The organism is Janthinobacterium sp. GW821-FHT03C10 (assembly GCF_059420865.1).
In genome coordinates this window covers 236,836-263,786 of record NZ_JBWKUN010000008.1, presented here as the reverse complement: position 1 = coordinate 263,786, position 26,951 = coordinate 236,836, and the positions used below count along the sequence as shown (strand labels likewise).

Annotated in this window: 23 protein-coding genes and 1 other RNA gene; 2 read left to right on the top strand and 22 right to left on the bottom strand. The window is 63.0% G+C overall.

What is annotated here, in order from left to right:
* Positions 1 to 21: 21 nt before the first annotated feature.
* From lpxC to AC07VH_RS24860, 3 genes are all read right to left on the bottom strand, one after another.
* Positions 22 to 957, bottom strand: a complete 936-nt coding sequence (gene lpxC, locus AC07VH_RS24870) for a UDP-3-O-acyl-N-acetylglucosamine deacetylase (RefSeq protein WP_494788605.1) — start codon at positions 955 to 957, stop codon at positions 22 to 24.
* Between the two features lie 75 nt (positions 958 to 1,032).
* The gene (locus AC07VH_RS24865; RefSeq protein ID WP_494788631.1) at positions 1,033 to 1,875 is read right to left on the bottom strand and encodes a DMT family transporter; all 843 of its coding nucleotides are present in this window, start codon (positions 1,873 to 1,875) and stop codon (positions 1,033 to 1,035) included.
* Positions 1,876 to 2,035: 160 nt separating this feature from the next.
* Entirely contained in the window at positions 2,036 to 2,809 is a 774-nt protein-coding gene (locus tag AC07VH_RS24860) for a helix-turn-helix transcriptional regulator (RefSeq protein ID WP_494788604.1), read from the bottom strand.
* Positions 2,810 to 2,913: 104 nt separating this feature from the next.
* Between AC07VH_RS24860 and AC07VH_RS24855 the strand changes: the two genes are divergently transcribed.
* Positions 2,914 to 3,681, top strand: a complete 768-nt coding sequence (locus AC07VH_RS24855; protein ID WP_494788603.1) for a class I SAM-dependent methyltransferase — start codon at positions 2,914 to 2,916, stop codon at positions 3,679 to 3,681.
* Positions 3,682 to 3,827: 146 nt separating this feature from the next.
* Here AC07VH_RS24855 and AC07VH_RS24850 read toward each other — a convergent pair whose 3' ends face one another.
* From AC07VH_RS24850 to rnpB, 17 genes are all read right to left on the bottom strand, one after another.
* Complete coding sequence (locus tag AC07VH_RS24850; protein WP_494788602.1) at positions 3,828 to 4,334, bottom strand: peroxiredoxin; 507 nt, start codon at positions 4,332 to 4,334, stop codon at positions 3,828 to 3,830.
* Between the two features lie 183 nt (positions 4,335 to 4,517).
* A complete protein-coding gene (gene ftsZ, locus AC07VH_RS24845) occupies positions 4,518 to 5,726 on the bottom strand; it encodes a cell division protein FtsZ (protein ID WP_092717088.1) in 1,209 nt (402 codons plus the stop codon).
* A 152-nt stretch (positions 5,727 to 5,878) separates the two neighbouring features.
* Entirely contained in the window at positions 5,879 to 7,111 is a 1,233-nt protein-coding gene (ftsA, locus tag AC07VH_RS24840) for a cell division protein FtsA (protein WP_010394955.1), read from the bottom strand.
* 42 nt (positions 7,112 to 7,153) lie between these two features.
* Positions 7,154 to 7,966, bottom strand: coding sequence for a cell division protein FtsQ/DivIB (locus AC07VH_RS24835; RefSeq protein WP_494788601.1), 813 nt, complete (start codon positions 7,964 to 7,966; stop codon positions 7,154 to 7,156).
* Position 7,967: 1 nt separating this feature from the next.
* On the bottom strand, positions 7,968 to 8,936 hold the full coding sequence (locus tag AC07VH_RS24830) for a D-alanine--D-alanine ligase (RefSeq protein WP_489628826.1): 969 nt from the start codon (positions 8,934 to 8,936) through the stop codon (positions 7,968 to 7,970).
* A gap of 1 nt (position 8,937) precedes the next feature.
* The gene (gene murC / locus AC07VH_RS24825) at positions 8,938 to 10,341 is read right to left on the bottom strand and encodes a UDP-N-acetylmuramate--L-alanine ligase (RefSeq protein ID WP_475413894.1); all 1,404 of its coding nucleotides are present in this window, start codon (positions 10,339 to 10,341) and stop codon (positions 8,938 to 8,940) included.
* 10 nt (positions 10,342 to 10,351) lie between these two features.
* A complete protein-coding gene (murG, locus tag AC07VH_RS24820; RefSeq protein WP_489628827.1) occupies positions 10,352 to 11,446 on the bottom strand; it encodes an undecaprenyldiphospho-muramoylpentapeptide beta-N-acetylglucosaminyltransferase in 1,095 nt (364 codons plus the stop codon).
* Positions 11,443 to 12,654, bottom strand: a complete 1,212-nt coding sequence (gene ftsW, locus AC07VH_RS24815; protein WP_494788600.1) for a putative lipid II flippase FtsW — start codon at positions 12,652 to 12,654, stop codon at positions 11,443 to 11,445. The genes murG and ftsW overlap by 4 nt, the downstream gene beginning before the upstream one ends.
* Positions 12,654 to 14,210, bottom strand: coding sequence for a UDP-N-acetylmuramoyl-L-alanine--D-glutamate ligase (gene murD / locus AC07VH_RS24810; RefSeq protein ID WP_494788599.1), 1,557 nt, complete (start codon positions 14,208 to 14,210; stop codon positions 12,654 to 12,656). The genes ftsW and murD overlap by 1 nt, the downstream gene beginning before the upstream one ends.
* Entirely contained in the window at positions 14,210 to 15,385 is a 1,176-nt protein-coding gene (gene mraY, locus AC07VH_RS24805) for a phospho-N-acetylmuramoyl-pentapeptide-transferase (RefSeq protein ID WP_034748886.1), read from the bottom strand. Before mraY ends, murD begins: the two co-directional genes overlap by 1 nt.
* 2 nt (positions 15,386 to 15,387) lie before the next feature.
* Positions 15,388 to 16,818, bottom strand: coding sequence for a UDP-N-acetylmuramoyl-tripeptide--D-alanyl-D-alanine ligase (locus AC07VH_RS24800; RefSeq protein WP_494788598.1), 1,431 nt, complete (start codon positions 16,816 to 16,818; stop codon positions 15,388 to 15,390).
* On the bottom strand, positions 16,818 to 18,326 hold the full coding sequence (locus AC07VH_RS24795; protein WP_494788597.1) for a UDP-N-acetylmuramoyl-L-alanyl-D-glutamate--2,6-diaminopimelate ligase: 1,509 nt from the start codon (positions 18,324 to 18,326) through the stop codon (positions 16,818 to 16,820). The genes AC07VH_RS24800 and AC07VH_RS24795 overlap by 1 nt, the downstream gene beginning before the upstream one ends.
* Positions 18,327 to 18,334: 8 nt before the next feature.
* Positions 18,335 to 20,113 carry a peptidoglycan D,D-transpeptidase FtsI family protein gene (locus AC07VH_RS24790; RefSeq protein ID WP_034748891.1) on the bottom strand — a complete coding sequence of 593 codons (1,779 nt, stop codon included), beginning with the start codon at positions 20,111 to 20,113 and terminating at the stop codon, positions 18,335 to 18,337.
* Complete coding sequence (gene ftsL, locus AC07VH_RS24785; protein WP_034748894.1) at positions 20,113 to 20,382, bottom strand: cell division protein FtsL; 270 nt, start codon at positions 20,380 to 20,382, stop codon at positions 20,113 to 20,115. Before ftsL ends, AC07VH_RS24790 begins: the two co-directional genes overlap by 1 nt.
* Positions 20,379 to 21,356, bottom strand: a complete 978-nt coding sequence (gene rsmH / locus AC07VH_RS24780) for a 16S rRNA (cytosine(1402)-N(4))-methyltransferase RsmH (RefSeq protein WP_475413888.1) — start codon at positions 21,354 to 21,356, stop codon at positions 20,379 to 20,381. Before rsmH ends, ftsL begins: the two co-directional genes overlap by 4 nt.
* Before the next feature lie 9 nt (positions 21,357 to 21,365).
* Positions 21,366 to 21,794 carry a division/cell wall cluster transcriptional repressor MraZ gene (gene mraZ / locus AC07VH_RS24775; protein ID WP_034748899.1) on the bottom strand — a complete coding sequence of 143 codons (429 nt, stop codon included), beginning with the start codon at positions 21,792 to 21,794 and terminating at the stop codon, positions 21,366 to 21,368.
* 661 nt (positions 21,795 to 22,455) lie between these two features.
* Positions 22,456 to 22,795: RNase P RNA component class A (gene rnpB / locus AC07VH_RS24770), an RNA gene on the bottom strand.
* 198 nt (positions 22,796 to 22,993) lie between these two features.
* Here rnpB and AC07VH_RS24765 point away from each other — a divergent pair.
* Complete coding sequence (locus AC07VH_RS24765) at positions 22,994 to 24,697, top strand: thiamine pyrophosphate-binding protein (RefSeq protein ID WP_494788596.1); 1,704 nt, start codon at positions 22,994 to 22,996, stop codon at positions 24,695 to 24,697.
* Positions 24,698 to 24,770: 73 nt separating this feature from the next.
* Here the strand turns inward: AC07VH_RS24765 and AC07VH_RS24760 are convergent, their stop codons facing one another.
* Positions 24,771 to 25,310 (bottom strand): hypothetical protein, encoded by a 540-nt coding sequence (locus tag AC07VH_RS24760; protein ID WP_475413886.1) that lies wholly within the window; start codon positions 25,308 to 25,310, stop codon positions 24,771 to 24,773.
* 151 nt (positions 25,311 to 25,461) lie between these two features.
* Positions 25,462 to 26,526, bottom strand: a complete 1,065-nt coding sequence (locus tag AC07VH_RS24755; RefSeq protein WP_475413885.1) for a porin — start codon at positions 26,524 to 26,526, stop codon at positions 25,462 to 25,464.
* Between the last annotated feature and the right edge of the window lie 425 nt (positions 26,527 to 26,951).

The window sequence follows — 26,951 nt, the reverse complement described above, 5'->3', positions numbered from 1 at the left end:
CGGCCTGCGGCCTAATCCGACCTACGTCAACGACCACTCGCGCTCCATTTGCCGGAGATACGACTGCGGCGCCGCCTCGTTCGTGGCGAACGAGACGATTTCATACGCATCAGGCTGCTCCAGCAGCGCCAGCAGCAGCTGGTTGTTCAGCGCGTGGCCCGACTTGTGCGCCGTGTAGTAGGCGAGCAAGGGATGGCCCACCAGGTACAGGTCGCCGATGGCGTCGAGGATCTTGTGGCGCACGAACTCGTCTTCGTAGCGCAAGCCGTCGGCGTTGAGGATGCGGTACTCGTCCATGACGATGGCGTTTTCCAGCGAACCGCCTCGCGCCAGGCCCATGCCGCGCAAGCTTTCCACGTCCTGCATGAAACCGAAGGTGCGCGCGCGCGCCACGTCGTGCACATAGGACACGTCGCCAAAGTCCACCGAGGCGCGCTGCATCGTGCCATCAACGGCCGGGTGATTGAATTCGATGAAGAAATCGAGCTTGAAGCCGTCGTACGGCGACAAGCGCGCCCATTTTTCCGCGTCTCCCTTGCCTTGACGCACTTCCACGGGCTTGACGACCTTGATGAATTTCTTCGGCGCCTGCTGCTCTTCCACCCCCGCTTGCTGCAGCAGGTAGACGAAGGACGAGGCGGAACCATCCATGATGGGAATTTCTTCCGCATTCACGTCGATCACCATATTATCGATGCCCAGGCCGGCCGCGGCCGACATCAGATGTTCCACCGTGGAAACCCTGGCGCCGTCCTTGATCAGTACGGAAGCCATGCGCGTATCGCCCACGGCCATGGCGCTGGCGGGAAACTCCACGATGGGATCGAGGTCGATGCGGCGAAACACGATGCCCGTGTCGATCGCGGCGGGACGCAAGGTCAGTTCGACCTTGGTGCCAGAGTGCAAACCGACACCGATGGTGCGGACCTGTTGTTTGATGGTGCGTTGTTTTAACATCTGTCGATTATATCTATTTGCCGGATTTTCGTTGCGGCGCGGCATGGCCCACGCCAGAAATACCACAACCGCTCCTCACGGATGTTCGCTTTCCGCGTGCACGGCTTCGCGCCGCACCAGGTAAATGCCGCTGCCGATGATGATGGCCGCGCCGATCAAGGTGTATTCGTCGGGCAAGGCGCGCCACAGCATCCAGTCCAGGGCCATGCCCCAGGCCAGGGCCGAGTATTCGAACGGCGCCACGCTGGACGCTTTGCCAAAACGAAATGCCTCCGTGATGGCCAGCTGGCCCAGAAAGCCGCTCAGCGACAAACCGGCCAGCAGCCACCAGTCTTCGCGGCGGATGCCCACCCATTCATGCGCCGACAGGGCCACGCCGCCGAGGGCCATCATCACCATCAGCCAGAAGACCATGCTTTCGCTGGCATCCGTGCGGCTCAGGATGCGGCCCGTGACGGCAGAAATGGCGTAGCAGGCGGCCGAGCCCAGCACGGCCAGCCCGGCCAGCGAAAAGAAGCCGGTACCGTCGGGGCGCAGCGCCACCAGCACGCCCAAGAGACCCACGACGATGGCGCACCAGCGTGCGACGTCGACTTTTTCCTTCAAGATAAAAACCGACAACACCGTGATCAGCAAGGGCGCAACGAAGAACAGCGCATACGTCTCGGCCAGCGACATGCGCTTCAAGCCGTAGGCGAACAGGGTAATCATCAGCACGCCCAGCGCGCCGCGCAGCAAGTGCAGGGGCCAGCGCACCTTCAGCACATTCTTGAAGGCGCCACGGTACAGCAGGTACAGGCAGACGAGCGGCAAGGACGACAGGGCGCGCAAGGCCGTCACCTGCATGGGCGGATAATGGACGGACAACAGCTTCATGGCCGTGTCCATCAGGGAAAACATGGCGACGGCGACCAGCATCACATAGATGCTGCGCAGGTTGGGATTGCGGGATATCAGGACAGACTCCTGGCGAAAGAGCGGGACCGTCATCATGGCGACGGCCGGAGCCAGGACAGCATGGTCTGGAAAGGCCGGGCCAGGCGGTCAACCAGATTATAGCAAGCGCGGCTGTTTTACCTTATGACACAGGCAACAGCATCACCAGTTTCAATTCATGCTGGCGCGCCAGGTGCAGGGTGACCTGGTTGAAGCTGAGCGCGCCCTGGTGCGCATGCTGGAAGCGGCGCAAGCCCCCGTCGCGGCCCTGCACCTGCTGCGCGCCCCACCACTGGCGAAATTCAGGGCTGGCGCCGGCCAGCTCCGCGATCAGCCCGGCCAGCGGCGCCTGGTCCGCCTGGCGGCCGATATCGGCGCGAAACTCCGCCACCAGCCGCTGCGCCCGCTCGGGCCAGCCGACGATCAGGTCGCGCGCGCCAGGTTCCAGGAACATGAAGCGCAGCTGGTTCGGCGCGTCCCCGTCGCCATGCAGCCAGCCCGTGAACAAGGCGGACGCCGCTCCGTTCCACGCCACGGCGTTCCATTCGCGGTCGAGGATGTACGCGGGCGCGCCGATGGCGGCGACGATGGCGGCCAGCTCGGCGCTGGCAGGCCCAGCGCCCTCGCCTGTGCCATGGCTGGGGTCATGCTTGTCGGCCACCTCGAACAGATAGGCGCGCTCGGCCGCGCTCAATTGCAGCACCTGCGCCAGACGGGCCAGCATCTTGGCCGACGCCGACACGGGCCGCCCCTGCTCCAGCCACGTCAGCCACGTGGGACTGACGTCGCACAATTGCGCCAGTTCCTCGCGCCGCAAACCCGGCGTGCGCCGGCGTCCGCCGCCGGGCAAGCCAGCCATGGCGGGGGTGACGGCTTCGCGCCGGACGCGGATGAATTCAGCGAGCTTGTTCGACATGGCACAAATGCATGGTAGTAGATATACCAGTATAAGTTATGGTCTTGTTACAGGATAATTTTATCCCTATTCTGCAGGAACTCACCCATCCACAGGAGAAAACCATGCAGCAGCACGATGTCGTTACCGAACAGTTTGGCAAGACGGCCCATGCCTACCTGAGCAGCGCGGTCCACGCGCAAGGCGCCGACCTGGTGCTGATGCAGGAATGCGCGCGCCGCCACGGCCAGCCGGCCGTGCTGGACCTGGGCTGCGGCGCCGGCCACGCCAGCTTCGCCGTCGCTCCCGTGGCAGCATCCGTCGTCGCCTACGACCTGGCGCAGCCCATGCTCGACGTGGTCGACCACGCCAGGGCGCAGCGCGGCTTGCACAATATCCGCACGCAACAGGGCGACGTGGCGCGCCTGCCGTTTGCCGACGCCAGCTTCGACATGGTCGTCACGCGCTTTTCCGCGCACCACTGGAACGACGTGGCGGGCGCCCTGGCCGAAGCGTGGCGCGTGCTGCGCCCGAACGGCACGTTATTGGTGGTCGATATCGTGGCGCCCAAGACGGCGCTGTACGACAGCACCTTGCAGGCGGTGGAAATGCTGCGCGACGCCTCGCATGTGCGCGACTACCGCACCTGCGAATGGGGCGCCAAGTTCGACAACGCGGGCTTTACGCACAGCTTGCGCAGCGTGTGGAAACTGACGATGCAGTTCGACGAGTGGGTGGCGCGCATGCGCACGCCGAACGAAAGAGTGGCGGCCATCCGTAACCTGTTCGATGGCGCGCCAGAGGAGGCGCGCCAGTATTTCGCGCTGCAGGACGATTATTCGTTCAGCATCGATGCGGCCATGTTCGAGGCGATAAAACCGCAGGTGCAATAAAAAAACGGCGCCGATGGCGCCGTTTTTATTGCGTAGGTTGGATTAGCGCGCAGCGCGTAATCCAACAATGCCAGAGCAAACGTGATGCGCACGCCGCACGTCGGCTTACGCTGCGCTAAGCCGACCTACGCCGACCTGCGATCTGCTTAAGCCAGCTGGCCCAGCAAGGTTTCCGCATTCGACACTTCAAACTTGCCGCCCTGCTCGACGTTCAATTGCGTCACGACGCCATTGTCGACCAGCATCGAGTAGCGCTGCGAGCGCGTGCCCATACCGAACTTGGAGAAATCGGCGTCCAGGCCCAGGGCCTTGCTGTAGGCGGCGTTGCCGTCAGCCATCATGCGTACGACGCCGGTGGCTTTCTGGTCGCGGCCCCAGGCGCCCATCACGAACGCGTCGTTGACGGAGATGCACCAGATTTCATCGACGCCCGCAGCTTTCAGGTCGGCGGCGTGCTTGACGTAGCCTGGCACGTGCTGTGCGGAGCAGGTCGGGGTGTAGGCGCCTGGCAGGCCGAAGATGGCGATCTTCTTGCCCTTGACCAGGTCTTGCACGTTGAACGTGTTCGGACCCAGTGCGCAACCTTCGGTTTCGCTTTCGATGAATTCGGCCAGGGTGCCTTCTGGCAGGGTGTCGCCGATCTTGATGGTCATGTTGACTCCTTGTGTGCTGTCGGTTGAGGATGCTGCCGGCGTGATGCCGACACTGCGCGATAGTATGCCTGACTTGCCGTATTTGTGCAGAAAGTGGGCGGAAAGGCAAAGCCAAAAGTCAAAAAACGGCAAAAAAAACGGCGACCCTCAGGCCGCCGTCATCGCTACTGACATCAGATCACCTTAATCTGCTTGCTTGCGCAGGAACGCTGGAATGTCGTAGGTCTCCATGCCATTCTTTTCCATCGCGCGCACTTGCTCCGAAGCCGATTCGCGGCGCCATACGGCTGGTGCCTTCATGCCGTCGAAACCGGCTGCCGGCGTAGCCACGCCAACCGTCGTCGCCGCCGCTTGCGCGCTACCCATGGCAGCCGACGGGGTCAGCGGGCCGTTGTGGGTGCCGGTACGCAGCACTTGCTGCGGTACCAGCTGGATGTTTTTCTTGGCGCGCCCCAGGCCCGTGGCCACCACGGTGACGCGGATGTCGTCGCCCATGGCATCGTCGTAGGCGATACCTTGCGCGATCGACGCGTCCGGCGCGGCAAACGCGCGCACGGCGGCCATGACTTCCTTGATCTCCTTACCTTTCAAGCCACGGCTGGCCGTGACGTTGACCAGCACGCCGCGCGCGCCGGAGAGATCAATACCGTCCAGCAGCGGCGAAGCGACAGCCTGTTCGGCGGCGATGCGCGCGCGGTCGACGCCGGAAGCCGTCGCCGTGCCCATCATGGCCTTGCCCTGCTCGCCCATGATGGTTTTCACGTCGTTGAAGTCGACGTTGATATGGCCAGGCACGTTGATGATCTCGGCAATGCCGGCCACCGCGTTGTTGAGCACATCATCGGCGTGCTGCATCCATTCCAGCATGCTTTCGTCTTCGTAGATCTCTTCCAGTTTTTCATTGAGGATGATGATCAGCGAATCGACGTGCAGGGACAGCTGCTCCAGGCCTTCGTCGGCGATGTCCATGCACTTCTGGCCTTCGTACGAGAATGGCTTGGAGACCACGGCCACCGTCAGCGCGCCCAGTTCCTTGGCCACTTCGGCCACGATAGGAGCGGCGCCCGTGCCCGTGCCGCCGCCCATGCCGGCGGCGATGAAGACCATGTGCGCGCCGCGCAGCGAATCGGCGATGCGCGTGCGCGATTCTTCCGCCAGCTGGCGGCCGACGGCAGGCTTCATGCCGGCGCCCAGACCCGTATCGCCGATCTGGATGATGTTGTGGGCCTTCGATGTCGACAGGGCCTGTGCGTCGGTGTTGGCGGCAATGAACTCCACGCCCGACATGCCTTTGTTGATCATGTGTTGGACTGCATTGCCACCCGCACCGCCGACGCCGACGACCTTGATGACGGTACCTAAAGCTGTGTTATCGACCATATCGAACTCCATGATGTGCTCCTATCAGATGCGGTTTCCAAGCGCCAGGCCTCATATTGGTAGGAGAACTGGAGATTGAAAACTGCGGTTAAATATAAAATAAAGTTATGTGTGTACCTGCGATGCTGCCAAAAAGCCTGACCTGCCGGGCCTGAAATACGCCCTTAAAAATTCCCTAAAAACCATTCCTTCATGCGCTGCCAGACTGCCTTCACCGAGCCGTCCTGACGCGTCACGATGTGGCCGCGCAGGTATTGCTTCTTCGCTTCCAGCAGCAGGCCCAATACCGTGGCATAGCGCGGACTGCGCACCACGTCGGCCAGCTGGCCCCGATACTCGGGCGTGCCCAGGCGCGCCGGTTTCAGGAAGATGTCTTCCGCCATTTCCACCATGCCGGGCATGATGGAGGTGCCGCCCGTGAGCACGATGCCCGACGACAGCACGCCTTCATAGCCGGATTCGCGCACCACCTGGTGCACCATCGCGAACAGCTCCTCGACCCTCGGCTCGATCACTGCCGCCAGCGCCTGACGCGACAGATTGCGCGGGCCGCGGTCGCCCAGGCCCGGCACTTCCAGCGATTCGCCGGGATCGGCCAGGACCTGCTTGGCCACGCCATAGCGGATCTTGATTTCTTCCGCTTCCGCGGTCGGGGTACGCAAGGCCATGGCGATGTCGTTGGTGATCTGGTCGCCGGCGATGGGAATGACGGCCGTATGGCGGATCGCGCCATCGGAGAATACCGCCACATCGGTCGTGCCGCCGCCGATGTCGATCAGCACCACGCCCAGTTCCTTCTCGTCGGGCGTGAGCACCGCATCGGCCGAGGCCATCGGCTGCAGGATCAGGTCCGACACTTCCAGGCCGCAGCGGCGCACGCACTTGACGATGTTCTGCACCGCCGACACGGCGCCGGTGACGATATGCACCTTCACCTCCAGGCGGATGCCGCTCATGCCGATAGGCTCGCGCACATCTTCCTGGCTGTCGACGATGAACTCCTGCGGCACCGTGTGCAGCAATTGCTGATCGGTCGGAATGTTAACCGCTTTTGCCGTCTCGATGACGCGCGCCACGTCGGTCGCCGTCACTTCCTTGTCCTTGATGGCCACCATGCCGCTGGAATTGAAGCTGCGGATATGGCTGCCCGCAATGCCCGCGTACACATTGCGGATCTTGCAATCGGCCATCAGCTCGGCCTCTTCCAGCGCGCGCTGGATGGACTCCACCGTGGCCTCGATATTGACCACCACGCCTTTTTTCAGGCCCTTCGATTCGTGCTGGCCCAGCCCGATCACTTCGTGGCGCCCGTCGGACATCACTTCGGCTACGACCGCCACCACTTTCGAGGTGCCGATGTCGAGGCCGACGATCAGGTTTTTCGCGTCTTTTGTCATTTCTGTCGCCTACTGTATGGGCTATAAATTAAGATTATTGGGTTAAGTCGGTTTTTTAATCGGACTACTGTTTTTCTTCTTCATCACTGGCTTGCCATCCTTGCCTTCGGCCGGTATCACCAGGCCGGCGGAACTGAGCGCCAGGCCATTCTGGTAGCGCATATCGATCGTGTCGATATTCTCCAGCCGGCTCGCCAGCTGCGGGTAGATGCCCACCAGCCGGTCCACCCGCGCCTTCAGGGTCGTATGATTCTGCTCGCGCCCCAGCGCCACGCTCATGCCGTTATCCAGTTTCACCGTCCACGCATAGCGGCTCGACAGCGACAGCGATTCAGGCACCATCTTCAGCGGCGCAAACCACTTTGCCAGCTGCACATAGGTGGCCAGTACTTCCTTTTCACTGCCATCGGGGCCGGCAAACGCAGGCAATTCATGGTCGTCTTCGGCTTCGGCCACATTGGCCGTAAACACGTCGCCCTTGGCCGACAGCAGGCGTCCATCCTCGCCCCAGGTGCCCAGTGCTTCATGTTCTTCCAGCGCCACGATCAGCTGGTTCGGCCACTCGCGCCGTACGCTGGCGCGGCGTACCCAGGGCACCGATTCGAACACGCCGCGCACGCTTTCCAGGTTGGTCGTGAAGAAATTGCCCTTGATGCGGCCCAGGGTGCCGCTGCGCAGGGTCAGGTAATTCACATGGCGCAGGCCCTTGTCGTCCGCGCTTTCCACCTTGATCGTGCGCAGGTCGAACATGGGACGCTGCGACACCCACCAGACGCCGGCGGCCACGCACACGACCAGCACCGCGGCCAGCAAGCCGTTGGCAGTCGTATTGAGGCTTTTAGCGTCATGCCACATATCAGCGCTGTCCCTTGTGCATTTTCAGGCTTGCGCCGGCAACGATTTCCAGGCACAGGTCTTCATAGCTGGTGCCTTCCGCGCGCGCCGCCATCGGCACGAGCGAGTGACCGGTCATGCCTGGCGAGGTATTCACTTCCAGCAAAAACAGCTTGCTGTCGGCCGCGCGCATCAGCACATCGACCCGTCCCCAGCCTTCGCAGCCGAGGGCGCGGTATGCCGCCAGGGCGATGCGTTCCATCTCGGCGATGATCGCCGGGTCCAGCTGCGGCGGGCAGAAATACTGCGTATCGTCCGTGAAGTACTTGTTCTGGTAATCGTAATTGCCTTGCGGCGCGACGATTTCAATCGGCGGCAGCGCGCGCGCCGCGGCGCCCTTGCCCAGGATCGCGACGGTGAACTCGCGGCCCTTGATGAATTCCTCGGCCAGCACCGAATCATCGAGACCGGCGGCGATGTCGTAGGCTGCCTGGAAGGCCGACGCTTCGTTGACCGTCGTGATGCCGATGCTCGAACCCTCATGCGGCGGCTTGACGATCAGCGGCAAGCCCAGTTGCGCGGCCACCTTGGCCAGGTCGGAGCTGTCGTCCAGCACCGCGTACTTCGGCGTCGGCAGCTCGTGCATCAGCCAGATCATCTTGGTATAGACCTTGTCCATGCCCACCGAGCAGGCCATCACGCCGCTGCCCGTGTACGGGATGCCCAGCTGTTCCAGCGCGCCCTGCAGGCTGCCGTCTTCGCCGAAGCGGCCGTGCAGCGCGATGAAGACGCGGTCAAACTTCTCAGCGGCCAGTTCGGCCAGGCTGCGTTCGCCCGTGTCGAAGCCATGCGCATCCACGCCATGGCTTTTCAACGCGGCCAGCACGCCCGCGCCGGACATCAGCGACACTTCGCGCTCGGCCGAACGGCCGCCGAACAGGACGCCGACCTTGCCCAATTGTTTTACGTCGATAGCTGAAGCTTGGTTCACGTCAGGCCTTTACAGTGTTGGATGGATACGTTGTCAGTTGTTGCGGGATGCCGCTGATGGAGCCCGCGCCCATGGTCAGCACGACGTCGCCGTCGCGCGCCACGCTCATGATGGTATCGGCCATGTCCGTCATGGACTCGACGAAGATCGGTTCGATCTTGCCGCGTGCGCGCAGCGCATGCGCCAGTGCGCGGCCGTCGGCGGCGACGATAGGCGCTTCGCCCGCCGCATACACTTCGGACAAGAGCAAGACGTCGGGCGCACCCAATACCTTGACGAAATCCTCGAACAGGTCGCGCGTGCGGCTGTAGCGGTGCGGCTGGAAAGCCAGCACCAGGCGGCGGCCCGGATAGGCGGCGCGCGCGGCGGCCAGGGTCACTTCCGTTTCCACCGGATGATGGCCGAAATCGTCGACCAGCGCGAAGCTGCCGCCGTTCGGCAGCGCCACGTCGCCATAGCGGGTAAAGCGGCGGCCCACGCCGGAAAACTCCGCCAGGCCTTGCTGCGTGGCGCTGTCGGCGATGCCGATTTCGCGCGCGATGGCGATCGCCGAGCAGGCATTCTGCACATTGTGCATGCCGGGCTGATTCAGCACCACGTCCAAATCGGGATAGCCTTCCTGCAGCACGGTGAAATGCATTTCCAGGCCCACGGCGCGCGCGTTGATGGCGCGCACCTGCGCGTCTTCCGCGAAACCGTAGGTGGTGACGGGCTTGGTGACGGACGGGATGATGGCGCGCACGTGCGGATCGTCGATGCACAGCATGGCGCGGCCATAGAACGGCAAGCGGTGCGTGAACTGCACGAAGGCCTGCTTGAGCTTTTCGAAATCGTGCTCGTAGGTGTCCATGTGATCGGCGTCGATATTCGTGATCACTTCGATCATCGGCGTCAGGTTCAGGAACGAGGCGTCCGATTCATCGGCTTCGGCCACCAGATAGTCGCCCGAGCCCAGCTTGGCGTTCGCGCCGGCGCTGGTCAGGCGTCCGCCGATGACGAAAGTCGGATCGAGGCCGCCCTGCGCCAGCACGGAAGCGACCAGGCTGGTGGTCGTCGTCTTGCCGTGCGTGCCGGCGATGGCGATGCCGCGTTTCAGGCGCATCAACTCGCCCAGCATCACGGCGCGCGGCACCAGCGGTATCTTGCGCGCGCGCGCGGCCGCCACTTCGGGATTGTCTTGCGGGACGGCGCCCGACGTCACCACCGCATCGGCGTCGCCGATGTTCTCGGCCGCGTGGCCGAGCATGACGGTTGCGCCCAGGCTCGCCAGGCGCTGCGTCGCCGCATTGCTGCCCAGGTCGGAGCCCGACACCTTGTAGCCGAGGTTGACCAGCACTTCGGCGATGCCGCTCATGCCGCTGCCGCCAATGCCGACAAAGTGGATATTGTTTACTTTATGCTTCACAGAGCTAACCTCATGCCAGTTTTTCCAATACGTGTGCGATCGCCTCATTGGCGTCGCGCTTGCCTGCTGCCAGTGCCGCCTGCGCCATCTGCTGGCAGGTATCGCGCGTCAAGGACGCCAGCAGGGTGCTCAGCGACGCCGCACTCATTTCCGTCTGCGGCAGATGAATCGCCGCGCCTTGTTTTGCCATCCATTGCGCGTTGTCGCGCTGGTGGCTGGTGGTCGACGCCACCAGCGGCACGAGCACACTGGCCACGCCGGCCGCCGTCAGTTCCGACAGGGTGATCGCGCCCGCGCGGCAGATCACCAGGTCGGCCTCGGTATACGCCCGGGCCATGTCGTCGATGAAGTCGACGACGTTCGCTTGCACGCCCGCCTGCGCATACGCGGCATGCAGGGCGTCGATATTCTTCTTGCCCGACTGGTGCGTCACCAGCGGGCGTTCGCCCTGCGGCATCAGCGCCAGCGCGGCGGGCAGATTGTCGTTCAGCGCTTTCGCGCCCAGGCTGCCGCCCACCACCAGGATGCGCAGCGGTCCGCTGCGGCCCGCGAAGCGCGCGGCCGGCGGCGCCATCGCGAGGATCTCGGCGCGCACGGGATTACCCGTGACGACGGCCTTGCCGGCGGCACTGCCGAAATCGGCGGGGAAACCGAAGCACACCTGCTGCGCCAGCGGCACCAGGGTCTTGTTCGACAACAGCAGCGCCGCGTCGGCATTCACCAGCACCAGCGGCACGCCCTTCAGGCGCGCCATCAGGCCGCCCGGCACGGTGACGTAGCCGCCCATGCCCATCACCACGTCCGGCTTGCGGCTGGCGATGAAACGGCGGATGGCAAAGAAGCTGGCCAGCATCCTGAAGCCGCCTTTGACCGTGTGCGCCAGGCCCTTGCCGCGCATGCCCGAGAACGCGATGGCGTCCATGGGAATGCCGCTTTTCGGCACCAGCTCCTGCTCCATGCCGTGGGTCGTGCCCAGCCAGCTCACTTCCCAGCCGCGCGCGCGCATCGTCTGCGCAATCGCCAGGCCCGGGAAGATATGGCCGCCGGTGCCGGCCGCCATGATCATCAGTCTTTTCGTCGTTTTCAAGTTCGTCACGTTGTTCATAGCCGGCCTCCGCGCATCAGGATCCGGTTTTCGTAATCGATGCGCAGCAAAATCGCCAGGCCGATACAGTTAATCAGTACGCCCGTGCCGCCATAACTCATCAAGGGCAAGGTCAGGCCCTTGGTTGGCAGCAGGCCCAGGTTCACGCCCATATTGATGAAGGTCTGCACGCCGATCCAGATGGCGATGCCCTTTGCCGTCAGGCCGGCAAAGGTCTGGTCGATGGCGATCGCCTGGCGGCCGATGTCGAAGGCGCGCTTGATAATCCAGTAGAACATGCCGATCACGACCAGCACGCCCACCAGGCCCAGTTCCTCGCCGATCACGGCCAGCAAAAAGTCCGTATGCGCTTCGGGCAGGTAATGCAGTTTTTCCACGCTGCCGCCCAGTCCCACGCCAAACAGTTCGCCGCGCCCGAAGGCGATCAGCGAGTGCGTCAGCTGGTAGGCCTTGTTCAGCGCATTGTCTTCCTGCCACGGATCGAGATACGCGAAAAACCGCTCGCGGCGGAATTTCGACAGAGCGATGATGGTGACGAAGATCGCCGTCAGCATGGCGCCGATGCCGCCGAACCAGATGGCGTTGACGCCGCCCAAAAACAGGATGCCCATGGCGATGCAGACGATCACGCCGAAGGCGCCCAAGTCGGGCTCCATCAGCAGCAGCAAGCCGACGAAGCTGACGGCCAGCGCCATCGGCATGAAGCCCTTGGTCAGCTTGTGCATGTATTCCTGCTTGCGCACCGTGTAGTCGGCCGCGTACAGCACCATCACCACCTTCATCAGTTCGGACGGCTGCGGCCGCAGGCCCGGCAGGTTCAGCCAGCGGCGGCCGCCGTTGACGGACACGCCCAGACCCGGTATCAGGACCATCACCAGCAGCACCAGGGTGCCGATGAACAGCCACGGCGCCATCTTTTGCCAGGTGGCGACGGGGATGCGGAACACCAGCGCGCCGACGATGATCGACACGCCGATGAACAGCGCCTGGCGCACGACGAAATAATTGTTCGTATAGGCGGCGAACTTGCGCGCATCCGACAGCGAGATCGACGCCGAATACACCATCACCATGCCCAGCAACATGAGCAGCAGGACCACCCACACCAGCGGCTTGTCATAGTCCATCATCTTCGACTGCCGCGCGCGGCTGTCCAGCGGCTTGGCAGCCGAGCTGGAACCAAAGCTGAAGGGCAGTTGGAAGGCCATCAGATATCCTGTCCGTTTTCCAAGGCGATGTCGCGCACGGCGTCGACAAACACCTGCGCGCGGTGCGCATAGTTCTTGAACATGTCCAGGCTCGCGCACGCGGGCGACAGCAGCACGGCATCGCCGGCCAGCGCCAGGCCGCTGGCGCGCTTGACGGCTTCCGGCAAGGTGGCGCAGTCGATGATGTCCACGCCGGCCGGCTCGAGCGCCGCGCGCAAGGCAGGCGCGTCGCGCCCGATCAGCACCACGGCGCGCACGTAGCGCGAGACCGGTTCGGCCAGCGGCGAGAAATCCTGCCCCTTGCCGTCGCCGCCGGCGATCAGCACCAGGCGCTGTTCCGCGCCGCCGAAGGCCTTGCCCAGGCCGGCCAAGGCGGCCACTGTCGCGCCCACGTTGGTGCCCTTGCTGTCGTCGTAGTATTCAACTTCAGCCACGGCCGTGATCAGCTCCACGCGGTGCGGCTCGCCCTGGTATTCGCGCAAGCCGTGCAGCAGCGGCGCAAATGGCAGGCCGATGGCGCGGCACAGGGCCAGCGCCGCCAGCGCATTCGAGGCGTTATGCTGGCCGCGGATTTTCAGCGCGTCGGCCGGCATCAGTTTCTTGGCCATCGTCGGCACCGGTTCCGGCGCCGGATCGTTCTTCCTGCGTTTTTTCTCGATCACTTCTTCGCTGGGCACGGCTTGCGCCAGCCAGAAGATACCGCGTTCATTGACCAGACCAAAGCTGTCCACTTCCGCCGGCTCGCCCGTGCCGAAGGTGATCGTCTCGGCCAGCGGATCGGCCATGCGCATGACGGCCGCATCGTCGCGGTTCAGGATGCGCACCGTCTGGTCGCCGAAGATGCGCGCCTTGTCGGCAGCGTAGGCAGCCATGTCGCCATGCCAGTCCAGGTGGTCCTGCGACAGATTCAGGACCGTGGCCGCATCGGCCTGCAGGCTGAACGTCGTGTGCAGCTGGAAGCTGGACAATTCAAGTATCCACGCTTGCGGCAAGGTACCGGCGACGGGTTCCGCCGCTTCAGCGTCCGCATCCACCGGCTGCGGCGCGGGTTCGGCATCGAGCACTTCGCGCAGCACGTCCAGCGCGGCCGGGCTGATATTGCCGGCCACGCGCGTGATCAATCCGGCGCGCTCGCACAGCAGGCCCACCAGGCTGGTGACGGTCGTCTTGCCATTCGTGCCCGTGATGGCGATGACTTTCGGCGCATAGCCGCGTTCCGCCTTGAGCGCCGCCAGTGCCTGCGCGAACAGTTCGATCTCGCCCCACACGGGGATGTTTTTCTCAACAGCGGCTGGAGCGATCTGTGCCAGTTCGCGGCCCGGCGCCAGGCCGGGGCTGACGGCGACGAAGTCGACGCCCTCAAGCAATTCGGCCGTGAAGGCGCCGGCGATGAACTGCGCCTGCGGCACGGCGGCCTGCAGCGCGGCAAGGCGCTCGGGCACCTCGCGCGTGTCGGCCACGCGCACGCAAGCACCGCTGCGGGCCAGCCACAGGGCCATCGCCAGCCCCGATTCGCCGAGGCCCAGTACCAGTGCGGTTTTAGCGTCGTACATCATCAGCGCAGCTTCAAGGTGGTCAGGCCGAGCAGCACCAGCATCATGGTGATGATCCAGAAACGCACGACCACCTGCGTCTCCTTCCAGCCTTTTTGTTCAAAATGGTGATGCAATGGCGCCATCAGGAAGACACGGCGGCCAGCGCCATAGCGCTTCTTGGTGTACTTGAACCAGACGACCTGGATGATCACGGACAGCGTTTCGACGACGAAGATGCCGCCCATGATGAACAGGACGATTTCCTGGCGCACGATGACGGCGATGGTGCCCAGTGCGCCGCCCAGCGCCAGCGCGCCCACGTCGCCCATGAACACTTTGGCGGGGTGCGTGTTATACCAGAGGAAGGCCAAGCCGGAACCAGCCAGCGCGCCGCAGAAGATCACCAGTTCGCCGGCGCCCGGAATGTGCGGGATGAACAGGTAGCGCGCATACGTGGCGTTACCCGTCAGGTAGGCGAACAGCCCCAGGGCCGTGCCCACCATCACGGTCGGCATGATGGCCAGGCCATCGAGACCGTCCGTGAAGTTGACGGCGTTGCTGGTGCCGACGATGACGCAATAGGTCAGCGCGATGAAGCCCCACACGCCCAGCGGATAGCTGATGGTCTTGAAGAACGGGACGATCAGGTCGGCCTTCGGCGGCAGGTCCATGGCGAAGCCGGACTGCACCCAGGCGTAGATCAGGTTCCACACGTGGCCCGCGTCCGGTTCCGACACGGAGACGGAAAACGCCAGGTAAAACGCGGCGACGATGCCGATCAGCGACTGCCAGAAGTATTTTTCGCGCGAGCGCATGCCTTCCGGGTCCTGGTGCACCACCTTGCGGTAGTCGTCGGCCCAGCCGACGGCGCCAAAGCCAAGCGTGACGATCAGGACCGGCCAGATGAAGCGGTTCGACAGGTCGGCCCACAGCAAGGTGGAAATGCCGATGGCGATGAGGATCAGCACACCGCCCATGGTAGGCGTGCCGTGTTTTTTCAGATGCGTTTGCGGGCCGTCCGTACGCACGGCCTGGCCGACCTTCATGCGCGTGAGCATGCGGATCACGGCGGGGCCGGCGCACAGGCCGATCAAAATCGCCGTCAAGGTGGCGAAGACGGCGCGGAACGTGATGAAGTTAAAGACCCGCAATGGGCCAATGTCGTCCTGGAAATAATGAGCGAGCCAGAGCAGCATGATTAGTGAGCTTCCTTGTTTTTGTTGTTTGAACCAATCAAATGCTGCACGGCCCGTTCCATCTTCATGAAGCGGGAGCCCTTGATTAATACTGTTGCATCCGAACGGCCGGACAAATGCGCATCGAGCGCCGCCAGCAAACCGTCGAACTGTTCGAAATACTCCACGACCGTGCCCGATTCCTGGCTGGCGGCTGCCTGCGCCGCACTTACCAGATGGCGCGCCAGGCCGCCCGTCGCCAGCACGTGTTCGATGCCTTTGGCGGCGGCGTAGGCGCCGATCTCTTCGTGGAACTGCTGCCCCTGCGTGCCGACTTCGCCCATCTCGCCCAGCACCAGGATGCGCGGTGCCGCGGCCTGCGCCAGTACATCGATGGCCGCGCGCGCCGAATCCGGATTGGCGTTATACGTGTCGTCGATGATGGTGGCGCCGTTGGCGGCACGTTTTTTCTGCAGGCGGCCGTTCACGGGCGCGAACGCCTCCAGGCCCTGCTTGATATGTTCGATGGCGATGCCGGCGCCCACGGCGCATGCCGCCGCAGCCAGCGCATTGCGCACATTGTGTTCGCCCGCCGCCTGCAAGCCCACGAAAAACTGGCGCAAGGCGCCGTCCTGCGCGCGCACGCTGACGAACATGTCGCTGCCAAAATCCTCGGCGGCGCGGTGCGTGCAGCTGACGTCGGCGTCCTTCGACAGGCCGAAGGTGATGACGGCGCGTGCGCCGGCCAGCTCGCGCCACAAGGGCGTGAATTCATCGCCATGCGGGAAGACGGCCACGCCGTCGTCGGCCAATGCCGCCAGCGCGGCGCCGTTCTCGCGCGCCACCGCTTCGACCGTATGCATGAATTCCTGGTGCTCGCGCTGCGCATTGTTGACCATCGCCAGGGTCGGCGCGGCAATCGCGGCCAGGCGCGCGATTTCGCCCGGATGGTTCATGCCCATCTCGATGACGGCCGCCTTGTGCTGCCCGCTCAGTCGGAACAGGGTCAATGGCACGCCGATTTCATTATTCAGGTTGCCGCGCGTGGCCAGGCGCGCGTCTTCGCCGAAGGCCGCCGCCAGGATCGATGAAATCATCTCCTTGACGGTGGTCTTGCCGTTGCTGCCGGTGACGCCGATGACGGGCATATTGAAACGGGCGCGCCAGAAATTGGCGATGCGGCCCAGCGCGGCCAGGGTATCGGGCACCACGATGGCCGCTACCTTGCCGCTGTCCCAGCCTGCGGGCAGGCGCTCGACCACCACGGCGGCGACGCCGCTGGCGGCCACCTGTTCAAGGAAGTCGTGGGCGTCGAAACTCTCGCCGCGCAGGGCGACGAAGAGCGAACCGGCCTGGGCGCTGCGGCTGTCGGTGGAGACGCCGTCAAAAGCGGCGTCGCCAATCAGCTGCGCGCCGTGCAGCGACGGCATCAGTTCTGTCAGGGTGCCGCGCATCAGTTCGTCCTCATCATGGTCAGGCGCGCGGACAGGGCCAGCTGCGCATGGTCGGCATCGGAGAACGGCATTTTCTTGCCCTTGATTTCCTGGTACGGCTCATGGCCCTTGCCCGCCAACAGGATCACGTCCGGCTTGGCGGCGTGCTTGATGGCCGACAGGATGGCGGCGGCGCGGTCTTCAATGGCCTGCGGCTGCGGACCGTCTGCGCGCATGCCGGCGACGATCTGCGCGATGATGGCGTGCGGATCTTCGCTGCGCGGATTGTCGCTGGTGACGAGCACGTGATCGGCCAGCTGCGCGATGGCACCCATCTGCGGGCGCTTGCCCGGATCGCGGTCACCGCCGCAGCCGAACACGCACCACAGCTGGCCACCCCGCTCCTGCGCCACCTGGCGCAGGGCGGCCAGGGTCTTTTCCAGCGCGTCCGGCGTATGCGCGTAATCGATGACGACCATCGGCGCTTCCTGGCCGCCCACCTGCTGCATGCGGCCCGGGGCCGGCTGCAAGGATTCGATGCCGTCGATGGCGGCGCGCAGGCCGGTACCGTGCGCCAGCAAGGCGCCCAGCACGGCCAGCGCGTTGCTGATGTTGAAGTGGCCCACCAGCTGCGTCTTGACCAGCGCCACGCCCAGCGCGCATTCCAGGTGGAAGTCGGTGCCGGCATTGCGGCTGCGGAACTGGCTGGCGCGCAGCATCAGCACGCCAGGCAAGTCGGGCAAGGCCGCCGCATCCTGCAAGGTATAGCCGATGACGGGATATTCGCCGGCCAGCTTGCCGTCCACGTGCGCCGCCAGGCGCAGGCCCATCGGGTCGTCCAGGTTGATGACGGCCGTTTTCAGGCCGGGCCAGTCGAACAGCTTGACCTTGGCCGCCTCGTAGGCCGCCATGTCGCCATGGTAGTCGAGGTGGTCGCGCGTCAGATTGGTAAACATGGCGACGTCAAAATGCATGCCGGCCGCGCGGTCCTGGTCCAGGCCGATCGACGACACTTCGATGGCGACGGCCTTGGCGCCTGCATCGCGCATGGCGGCCAGTTTGCGCGCCAGCAGCACAGCGTCCGGCGTGGTGTAGCCGGTGACGTCGAATTCGATGGCGCCGCGCGGCTTGCACAGGCCCACGCCCAAAGTCCCGATGACGGACGATGGCTCGCCCAGGCGCGCCAGGGCCTGCGCCAGCCACAAGGCGCACGAAGTCTTGCCATTCGTGCCCGTCACGCCGGCGCTGAACATGGCGCGATCGGGCATGTCGTAGAAAGCATGCGCCACGGGGCCGGCCAGGCGTTTCAGGTCGCTGACCAGCAGGTGCGGCACGCTCCATGCGGCGTTCCATTCCACGGCGTCATGCACGATGGCGGCGGCGCCCTGTTCGATGGCGGCGGCGATGAAATCGGTGGCGCCCGCATAGGCGAAAAACACGTCGCCGCGCTGCACGCGGCGCGAATCGGACGTCAGCTGCCCGGACGGGGCAGCCGCTTTGATCCACAAACTGATGTCTTGTATGGTCATGAGTGACTTCACATGGCCTCCGGGCCGGCATTGGCCGGGACCACGATTTCGGTAACGGAGGAATCGGGCGGTACGTTCATCGCGCGCAGCGCGTTGGTCGCAATCGCCGCGAAAGCGGGAGCGGCGACCTGGCCGCCGTAGTGGGCCGGGCCGGTCGGTTCATCGATCATCACGGCAATGATGAAGCGCGGCGCCGACATCGGCACCATGCCCACGAAAGAGCCGATGTATTTGCGCGGCATCGCATAGCGGCCGTTTTCCACCTTATAGGCGGTACCCGTCTTGCCGCCCACGCGGTAGCCGGCGACCTGGGCGCGCTTGGCCGAGCCGTGCGCCCCGGAGACCACCAGTTCGAGCATGGCGCGCATTTCGGCGGCCGTCTTCGGCTTGATCACCTGCTGGCCCACGGGCAGTTCATTGACCTTCTGGAACGACAGGGGAATCGTGTCGCCGTCGCGCGCGAACATCATATAAGAGCGCGCCAGCTGGATCAGCGACACGGAAATGCCGTTACCGTAGCTCATGGTCGCCTGCTCCACCGGGCGCCACGATTTATACGGACGCACGCGGCCGGCCACGGCGCCGGGGAAGCCCCATTTCGGCTGCTGGCCGAAGCCCACCTTGGTAAACATTTCCCACATTTCCTGCGACGGCATGCCCAGCGCGATCTTCGAGGTGCCGATGTTCGACGACATCTCGATGATTTCGGAGACATTGATCACGCCGTGCGGCTTGGTGTCGGTGATCGTGCGGTCGGCGATGGTATAGCGGCCCGGGCCCGTGTCGATCAGCGTACCCGGCTTGACGCGGCCCGTGTCGAGCGCCAGCGAGACCGTGATCGGTTTCAGGGTCGAACCGGGCTCAAAAGTATCGGTCATGACGCGGTTGCGCAGCTGCTGGCCGGTGAGCTTGCGGCGGTCGTTCGGGTCGTAGCTGGGGTAATTGGCCAGGGCCAGCACTTCGCCCGTGTGCACGTCGAGCACCACGGCGCCGCCGGCCTTGGCATTGAATTTCTCCACCGCTTCCTTCAGCTGCGTGAAGGCGATGTACTGAATCTTGCTGTCGACGGACAGGGTCAGGTCCTTGCCGTCATGCGGTTCGTGGATGAAGCCGATGTCTTCGACGATGTGGCCCAGGCGGTCCTTGATCACGCGGCGGCTGCCGGTGGTGCCGACGAGGGTTTTCTGCTGCGCCAGCTCCATGCTTTCCTGGCCCACGTCTTCCACGTTGGTAAAGCCCACCACGTGGGTCATCACTTCACCCTGTGGGTAGAAGCGCTTGTACTCCTTGCGCTCGTCGATGCCGTCGATGCCGAGCTTGGAAATCTTGTCGGCCACGTCCATCTCGACCTGGCGTTTCAGGTAAACGAAGCTGCGGTCCGAATCGAGCTTCTTGCGCAATTCGTTGACGTTCATTTCCAGCAGGCCGGCCAGCGCATTGATTTTCTCGGGAGACGCCTGCAGCACGTCGTCGGGAATGGCCCAGATGGCTTTCACGGGGACGGACGAAGCGAGCACCTGGCCGTTACGGTCGGTGATCTTGCCGCGCGTGGCGGGCAATTCCAGCGTGCGTTCATAGCGCGCCTTGCCCTGCTTTTGCAGGAACTGCGTCGACACGCCCTGCAGCCACAGGGCGCGTGCGCCCAGGCCGGCGAAAGCGAAGAACAGCAGGAACAGCACGACGCGCGAACGCCAGACGGGCAGACGCACCGCCAGTACGGGGTTCTTCGAGAATGGCACGCCTTTCGATGCCGCCACCCGGCCGTTGCTATTGCCGCCCAACTTCATTATTCGCCCTCCGTCAGGTATTGCGTACGCGCCGCCGTCAGCGGCGTCATGCTCAGGTCGCGCCGCGCGATCGATTCGATGCGTTCATGCTTGCCCAAAGTGGACTGGTCCAGCTGCAGTTGCGCCCAGTCGATGTCGAGCTGGCGCGACAGCGCTTGCGCGCGTTCCAGGTCGATCAGCAGGTGGCGCGACTGGTACTGCGCGTTCACCAGCGACAGGCCGCAGCACACCAGCAGGGCCGACAGCACGACACACAGCTTGCCAGTCATCGGGCGCCGCCGTTCGCAGGCGCGGCCAGCGGCAGGCGCTGCGCCACGCGCATCACGGCCGAACGCGAACGGGGATTGCCCTCGATCTCGGCATCGGACGGCTTCATTTTCGAAATCAGCTTCATTTCCGGCTGCGGCAAATCGACCGCGCGGATCGGCAGGCGGCGGTCAGGCTGCTCCACGTTCGCCTTCGAGGCGAAGAAGCGCTTGACCATGCGGTCTTCCAGCGAATGAAAACTGATCACGGCCATACGCGCGCCCGGCGCCAGGCAGGCATATGCCTGGTTCAGACCGATCTCGAGATCCTCGAGCTCTTTGTTAATGAAAATGCGGATTGCCTGAAAGGTGCGGGTAGCGGGGTCCTTACCCTTCTCGCGGGTCTTGACGGCGCCTGCCACGATGCCGGCAAGCTGTCGTGTGCTTGAAATTGGCTGGACTGCCCGGCCAGCAACAATCGCCTTTGCAATCTGAAAAGCAAACCGTTCTTCCCCATAATCGCGTATCACTTTCTCTAAATTCTGCTCGGTTTCCACCGCCAGCCACTCGGCCGCGGAAATGCCGCGCGTGGTATCCATGCGCATGTCCAGCGGTCCGTCGTTACGGAAGCTGAAACCGCGCGCCGCGTCGTCGACCTGCGGCGACGAGATGCCCAGGTCGAGCAGGATGCCGTCCACCTGCCGCACGCCGCGTTCGGCCAGACTGGCCGTCATGGTGGCAAAGCTGTCATGGACGATTTCAAAACGAGGGTCGCCGATCTGTTCGGCCGTGGCGATGGCTTGCAAGTCCTTGTCGAAGCCGATCAGGCGCGCGTCATCGGCCAGGCGCGACAGGATCAGGCGGCTATGCCCGCCGCGGCCAAACGTGCCGTCGACGTAAATGCCGTGCGCGCGGTCGCCCGTCAGGTCGAGCGCATCGACCGCCTCATCGAGCAGCACCGTGCGATGCTGAAATTCCGGCACCGTGAGTTGTGTCATTACGGAGCCTTAGAAAGAAAAATTGGAAAGTACATCGGGGGTGCCGGCATCGATCGCCTGCTGTTCTTTGTCGGCCAACTTGGCGGCATCCCATATTTCAAAGTGGCTGCCCATGCCGATCATCATGACTTCGCGCGCCAGTCCGACGGCGTTGCGCAATTCGGGCGAGATCAGCACGCGGCCCGCCGAGTCCAGCTCGACGTCGACGGCGTTGCCGAGGAAGATGCGCTGCCAGGCGCGCGCCGACATGGGCCAGGCGGCGATTTGCTGGCGGTGGCTTTCCCACACGGGACGGGGGAAAAACAGCAGGCAGCCATCGGGGTGTTTGGTCAGGGTCAAACGGCCTTCGCATTGGATCGCCAGCGCGTCACGGTGCTTGGCAGGGATAGACATCCTGCCTTTGGCATCGAGATTGATTGCGGACGCGCCTTGAAACACGGAAGACCTTTTTGAGCTTGGGTTGCGACGCTTGCGCATCGCGATGAAAAGGGAAAATTTCCCACAAAAACACACTTTTTCACACAGTTGCCCACTTTAGAGGAAGCAAAGATAGTGGTCAAGCGGTTTCCGATTGGCAAAACAGGAATTTTATTAATGAAATTAAGGACTTAGCGCATATCGTTGAAGGAGTCTCAAATAAAAATATATCGATAAATTAGATACTTATGAAAGATAGTGAATGTGCTACCTCATCTGCACACATGTGTTTTCCTACCGTAAACATCGAAAAAAACGAAATCGAAAAATTGAATTTTTTACAGTTAGTTGACACATGACAATACTTTCGTCATCCAGGCACAACGGTAGCCAGCCGCAGCGAAAGACTTGGTTTAAAGCAAAAAATAATCGCCCATGGCGCGTACCGGCCCTGTTTTCCGGGCCTGGCCTGACACGGGAAAACTATTTTTGCAATGCAGCAATTAATTGAAAGCCGGAAACTTTAACCAATTGTCCATCTTTAGTTGTATATACAACTTTATCTCAAGCACTATATTTTTAGAAACAAAAAAAGCCCCGTTGCGGGGGCTTTTGGCGCGGCGTGCAGCGTGAAAACCGCTGCGGCCGAGACGCTCCCTGGCGAGCCAGGGAGCAGGAATTCAAGTGAAGCAGGCCGGTAGGCCGGATTTTGTTACGGCGCCTTCCCTTGCAGGTCGGCGCTATGACAGTCATTCCTCTAGGCGCCAGATTACTCGGGCGCTCAAGCTTTCTACCCGCACGCTCCGCGAGCAGCATCATCGCGTGCCTATTTGAAATTGCACCAGGTGGAGGTTACCGCGTTTCACCGTAACTTAATACGCTCGTCTCTGTGGCCCTATTCCTCGCCTTATACCTTGCGGCTTTCAGCGGACGGCCGTTAACCGTCACCCCGCTCTATGGAGTCCGGACCTTCCTCCCGCCAGCGCATTGCTGCGCCGGCCAGCGACTGTCTGGCCTGCTTCACCCGCCATTGTACCGCGCCGCAGCATGTTTCTGCAAAAGCGCGGCGTGGCCGTCGAGGGATTGTGTAATTCGGTGTCGCCATTTCAAAAGCCGGGCCAAATCGGCTCACATAGAATGGGGCAAGCTGCTTGCATGCAGGCGCATGCGCACCGCTTGCCCCATTTCTTTGCCACCCACTAGAATATAAAGAGCCGAACATGACGCAACAATCCCGTACCGGCGGCCAGATCCTGGTCGATGCCCTGCAGATCCACGGTGTCGACACCGCCTTTGGCGTGCCTGGCGAAAGCTACCTCGATGTGCTCGACGCCCTGCACGACTCGGGCATCCGTTTCATCATCAACCGCCAGGAAGGCGGCGCCGCCTTCATGGCCGAAGCCTACGGCAAGCTGACGGGCAAGCCGGGCATCTGCTTCGTCACGCGGGGACCGGGCGCCACCAACGCCTCGATCGGCGTGCACACGGCCTACCAGGACTCCACGCCGATGATCCTGTTCATCGGCCAGGTGGGCAATGATTTCATCGACCGCGAAGCGTTCCAGGAAATCGACTACCGCCGCATGTATGGCCAGATGGCCAAGTGGGTGGCGCAGATCGACCGCGCCGAGCGCATCCCCGAATACCTGGCGCGCGCCTTCCAGGTCGCCACCAGCGGGCGCCCCGGCCCCGTCGTGCTGGCATTGCCGGAAGACATGCTCATTTCCATGGCGACTGTCGCCGACACGCGCGCCTACCAAGCCGTGCAGGCAGCGCCATCGGATGCCCAGCTGCAGCAACTGCGCGCCATGCTGGCGACGGCGAAGCAGCCGCTGGTATTGCTCGGGGGCACCACCTGGACGTCGCAAGCGTGCGCCGACCTGCAGCAGTTCGCGGAAAGCAATCACCTGCCCGTCGCCTGCGCCTTCCGCTTCCAGGACTTGCTCGACAATGCACACCCGAACTACATCGGCGACGTCGGCATCGGCATCAACCCGAAACTGGCCGCGCGCGTGAAAAATGCCGACCTGGTCATCGCCATCGGCCCGCGCCTGGGCGAAATGACGACGGGCGGCTACACCCTGTTCGAGTCGCCCGTGCCGCGCCAGCGCCTGGTGCACATCCATACGGATGCCGAGGAACTGGGCAGCGTCTACCAGGCCGAGCTGATGATCAACAGCGGCATGCCGCAGGTGTGCGCCATGCTGGCCACGATGGCCCCCGTCGATGCTTCCGCATGGAAACATACGCCGGCCGAAGCCAAAGCCGAGCTGGCCGCCTACCAGGAGCGCCCGCCCATCTTCCAGGATGGCCAGGCGCCGCTGGATCTGTGGCAAGTCACGCAAGAGATCATGGCGCAGGCCCCCGCTGACACCATCCTGACGAACGGCGCCGGCAATTACGCCTCGTGGGCGCACCGTTTTTATCGCTACGGCGGCATGCGCACGCAACTGGCGCCGACGAATGGCGCCATGGGCTACGGCGTGCCGTCGGGCGTGGCGGCGAAGATCGTGCATCCGGAGCGCACCGTGATCACGTTCGCCGGTGATGGCGAATACATGATGAATGGCCAGGAACTGGCCACGGCCGTGCAATACCAGGCGGGCGTCGTCATCATCGTCTTCAATAACCAGATGTTCGGCACCATCCGCATGCACCAGGAGCGCGACTACCCGGGCCGCGTGTCGGGCACGACCCTGCACAACCCGGATTTCGCGGCGCTGGCGCAGGCATACGGCGCGCATGGCGCAGTGGTGAATACGACGGAAGAGTTCGCCCCTGCCCTGCAGCGGGCGCTGGCGCACGCCAGGGCGCACAACTTGCCGGCCCTGATCGAGCTGCGCTATGACGGCAACCTGATCACGCCGAACGCGACACTCGCCACCATCCGTGCGAATGCGGAAAAGGCGCAGGCGGCCCAATAGGCCTCTTGCCTAGCGAGCAATAGCAAAGGCCCGGTCGATACCGGGCCTTTTTCATGTGCAAGTCACAACCGCGTCAGGCGGCGGGCGCCTCGGCGCTGTCCTGCGCTGGCGCCTGCGCCGGCGCTTCCGGCATCGGCGGGCATGGCGTGCAGTTTTTCAGGGGACGGCCGAAATCGCGCACGCGGCTCAGTTTCATCGGCATGCGCACGTTGCCGCCGCAGTAATCGCCTTCCAGGGTCAGGGTCTGGCCATCTTTGGAAAACTTGCCGACGATGGTGCGCTCTTCGCTGTCGGCGCCGGCGATGGTGAAGTCGAAGGCCCCCGTGGCGGCGTCCAGGTTGACGTCGCTGGCCACGATGGGCCAGCTCAGGGCGCCGGCCGTGAATTCATAGATGACGGAATCGGCTTCGGCAAAACGGTGCAGGGTGACGCGCTGGCCGCCGATTTCACCGCTATCCTTCTGCAGGCACAGGTCGGAGTAGACGGCCACGCCGTAGCGCTCCAGTCCGGCCGCCTTCTTGCCCTTGACGGCAGCGACAGCGGCGCCCGTGGCGCCAGCGAGCAGCAGCGCGGCCAGCATGGCGGCCAGGCGCGGCGAGGTGAATGGATACATGGCATTCCTTTACTTGAGTAACGGCGCCATTATAACTGGCGCCGCCAATGCAAAAACGCGCCGCCAGGACTAGCCTGGAGACGCGTTTCCTTGCCTATCAGCATCCCCGAAGGGATGCTGGCAGCGGTACTAAGCTTCGCTTGCGCGAATATTAGAACGAGTGACGAACGCCAACGTTGAAGGCTTTGTCGCCCGTACCAACATTGCTGTTGTTACCAACGGTGTAGCCAGCGTTGTTTTTGTTCTTGATTTTAGCGTACGAAGCGTAGGTGCTGGTGCGCTTCGACAGAGCGTACGAGTAGCCCAGTGCCCATTGATCAGCGTCAGCATTGGCGTTGGTTTTGTCGTTCGTGCGGATGAACGAAGCCATTACGGTGCCAGCTGGGCCAACAGGTACGGTTGCGCCGACCAGGATGTTGTTGCTGTCGGTGCTGTAGCCAGCCGAAGTGTAGTTAAACGCGTTCACATTGCCGTTGTTGCGGATGGCGCTGTTGTTGCCTTTGTTCACGCCATAAGCGACGTAAGCTTTTGCAACTGCGAAGTCGTAGTTAGCTGCAGCCAGGTAGTTACGGCCGCTGCCGGTTTCGGTCAGCGCGGTGTCGTTGCTGGTGTTGTTGTAAGCGATACGAGCGTTCAGAGGACCGTTCGAGTAGCCAGCCGACGCGCCGATTTTGCGGCCGATTTTGTTCGACTCAGCGTTTTCGCCGAAGGTGTAAGCCACGTCAGCGTCAAAGCCGTTGAAGTTTGGCGAGGTGTACAGCACGGTGTTGCTGGTGCGGGTGTTCGCTGGGAACAAGTTTTTAGCGGAACCAGCGTAGCCAGCTGCGAATGGATCAGCAACTTTCGACAGGGTGTTGTACCAAGGGGTGTATTGACGACCCAGGGTCAGGGTACCGGTCGTTTTGCTGCTCAGACCAACGTAAGCTTGACGATTGAACAAGGTACCTGCAACGTCTTGTTGACCGTTGTCAACGCCGAAGCCCGATTCCAGAACGAACAGAGCCGACAGGCCGCTGCCCAGATCTTCGGTGCCTTTGAAGCCGATACGGGAAGCCGAAGCAATGCCGCTGTCCAGTTTGTTAACGTTGCCGTTAACACCGCCGCGCTCGCTGACGAAACCAGCGTCAACGGTACCGTAGATAACAACGCTCGATTGAGCTTGGGCTACGCCAGTGGCTGCTGCCAGAACTGCCAGGGTGATCAGAGTTTTTTTCATTGCGATTTCCTTTAATTTTTGAAGCAAAAAGTAATACAGCCTATGCATCTCGAGCTGCGCTCTAACAGAGCGCTTTTTATGAGTGAGGGCAAGGTCTCCACCTGCCACATTGCTGTTCCGGTCAGGGGAACATTCATATCGGTATCGGCACGCTATTGCACCGATAAGCTTGAAGGCTGCATAACGACCGTCATTCGTGCGCCGGTTCGGTGCTCAAAGGGCACCGGAAGCGGCACTATAACGACCGTTTCACATTCCATCAAGTTCCAACATGTTACTTCCGGTACCAGGCCGGGGGCTTTTTCAGGCATCCCGACCATCGCCAACCGTACTACGCGACAGAGCCAGTGCCCCTTGCCAACCAATGCATTGGCCTGATTGACCATTCCATCATAGCGCATGGCATGCTGGCACCCGTTGTATTA